Origin of the sequence: Acidocella aquatica, from assembly GCF_030160635.1 — a bacterium.
Classification (GTDB): domain Bacteria; phylum Pseudomonadota; class Alphaproteobacteria; order Acetobacterales; family Acetobacteraceae; genus Acidocella; species Acidocella aquatica.
The window spans coordinates 1-2,525 of the sequence record NZ_BSOS01000030.1 but is presented as its reverse complement, the minus strand read 5'-3'; the positions used below and the strand labels follow the sequence as shown (position 1 = coordinate 2,525).

The 2,525-nt window shown below is 53.3% G+C and carries 2 protein-coding genes; both read left to right on the top strand.

The genetic code is table 11. The annotated features are described in order from the left end of the window. The first annotated feature begins 348 nt into the window (after nt 1–348). Nucleotides 349–1,002 (top strand): NADPH-dependent F420 reductase, encoded by a 654-nt coding sequence (gene npdG / locus QQJ84_RS06595; RefSeq protein WP_284257336.1) that lies wholly within the window; start codon nt 349–351, stop codon nt 1,000–1,002. Between the two features lie 354 nt (nt 1,003–1,356). Further along, a complete protein-coding gene (locus QQJ84_RS06590) occupies nt 1,357–2,343 on the top strand; it encodes a DHA2 family efflux MFS transporter permease subunit (protein WP_284257335.1) in 987 nt (328 codons plus the stop codon). Nucleotides 2,344–2,525 lie beyond the last annotated feature (182 nt).

Below are 2,525 nucleotides of genomic sequence, written 5' to 3'. Positions count from 1 at the left end.
TTGAAAGCCCAAACAGCGGAATTAACAGAATAATATCAATACCTTAGCGTTAGTGGACGGACACTAGTTAACGTCAAATGCATCGTACGGACGATCCTGAGCTTGTTTAACTATTCGCTCCGCGAAAGAACACGCAGTGTGAGACGACAAACTGGCATGCTACGTAAATTCAGCCACGCTGCGGCGTTGATGAATGTCGACGCGGGAGCCAAGGGCGGACGGTATGGAAACGCTTGCCGATGACATTGAATTACGCGCCGCCGCGTAAAAATGACTTTTAAGGTCGCGTAGCAAGCCCTCGGTCATTCGCCCACGTTGACGATTAATTTGTTAGAGGAGATCAGAAAGATGAGTGGAATAATTGCCGTGGTCGGCGGCACCGGCAAACTTGGCTCGGCTCTCGCACGGCGGTGGGCAAAGGCCGGGCTAAGCGTGATCATTGGCTCGCGTCATGCTGAGGGCGCGGTCCAAGCAGCCACTAAACTTGGGTTCGGCTTAACCGGCATGAGCAATGCGGACGCAGCCGCGGCGGCTGACGTTGTCGTGGTTACGGTTCCGTTCGCAGCTCAAGAAGCAACACTGGTCGAAATTGCGCCGTACGTATCGAACAAGATCGTGGTAGATACCACCGTACCGCTGATGCCTCCAAAAGTCATGACGGTACAGTTGCCGCCCGAGGGTAGTGCCGCGCAACGCGCGAAGCGATTGCTCGGCGAAGGCGTTACCATAGCCTCTTGCTTCCATTCGGTTGCAGCGCACAAGCTGATCACCGATATGGAGATCGATTGCGATGCTTTGGTGTTTAGCGATAGCAAGGTAGCGCGAGCAGAGGTGGTGGCTTTGGCTAACGCCGCTGGGCTACGCGGCATCCAAGGCGGCGGGCTGGCGAACGCCGCTGCGGCAGAGGCGCTTACTTCTGTGCTGATTTTTATCAACAAGAGCTATCAGGTGGACGGCGCGGGGATCCGCATTAGCGGCACCTTGATCGATCCGGTGTCGTAATTCATATGCCGCGTTCTGTTGAACGGTAGGAATATATGCCGGCTGAATGGCATTGTTGCCACAGGACCAGACTATGTCGCTGAGGCTCCAAATACCAACAGAGCTAACATTATCGTTGGGGCGCTAGAGACGCTCAAAGCTGTTCAGGGGGCGCGAATCGGTATTAGGTGCCCCGTCCCGCGGCAAAAAATGCTCCCGCGGTATATCAAGGCGCCCATCTTGCATCTCTCCGCGCGGGTTTCATAGAACAAGGTCAGACTCTTGGTAAGTTACTGCCCATGCCCACAACGATTTTCAATTCAATTGTCGGTTTGTCAATTAGCCACCAAAACAACGGAATGTGCTGGGGCTTACGTGAAAGCTAATACCCACCTCGCCATCACAACCTGCCTGATTTTGGCAACCTTAATGCAGGCGTTAGACACTACAATTGCCAATGTGGCCCTGCCATACATGCAAGGCAGCGTGTCTGCCAGTCAGGACGAGATCGCATGGGTGCTCACATCTTATATTGTCGCCGCGGCAATCATGACGCCGCCTACTGGCTTTTTCGCGACCAGATTTGGAATCAAGCGGGTCCTGCTAGTTTCCATCTGTGGCTTCACCATCGCCTCTATGCTCTGTGATGCGGCGCAATCCTTAATCCAAATTGTAGTCTTCCGTTGTCTGCAAGGTGCGCTAGGCGCGGCAATCATTCCGCTTACGCAAACCGTGATGTTCAACATCAATACGCCAGAGCGTCAGGGTCGCGCTATGTCAACGTTCAGTATCGCCATAATGGCCGCCCCACTTTTAGGGCCGGTCATTGGAGGATGGCTGACGTCAGATTATTCATGGCGTGCAGTGTTTTATATCAACATGCCACTTGGCATACTCGCGTTCATCGGTACGCTGGTATTTCTACCGGAAACCAAAGTTGATTACCACTTCAAGCTCGACTGGATTGGTTTCGGCACTCTCAGCCTCGCCGTTGGCGCGCTGCAAATATCGCTAGACCGCGGCGTGGAGCAGGATTGGTTCTCCTCTCGCGAAATCATTACTGAGGCGGTGCTTTCTGCCCTCGCTTTTTATTTATTCCTTGTGCATGTTTTTACCACACGAAAGCCTTTCATCCGCCCGGCACTGTTCTCGGACCGTAATTTTATAGTCGGAACGATATTTACCACCGTTCTTGGTACAACCACCTATGCGGCTCTTTCACTGCAGCCTCCATTCCTGCAGGAGCTGATGAATGAGCCGTCTATCACCGCAGGCCTTGTCATGGGCCCGCGCGGATTGGGCACTATTTTCTCCATGCTGGTCGCTGGTCGCGTTATCGGCCAGGTATTAATCAGTGCGTAAATAAACCGACATCAGGCGGCGTATTGCAGGGATGGTTTTTGGAAGAATGCGGCGATCTTTTTTGAGTTCTTTTGCAGGCTACGCATGGCCGATACGACTTTGCTCTTGAAGTCGGTCTTGTCAGTCGTGGTCATGCGGCCAACCGTGTCGGCTTTCAGATGCTTCCAGACCAACTCATCCGG

Excerpts from the sequence above, each read along its gene's own strand:
- npdG (WP_284257336.1), top strand. The coding sequence starts at position 349 with ATGAGTGGAATAATTGCCGTGGTCGGCGGCACCGGCAAACTTGGCTCG.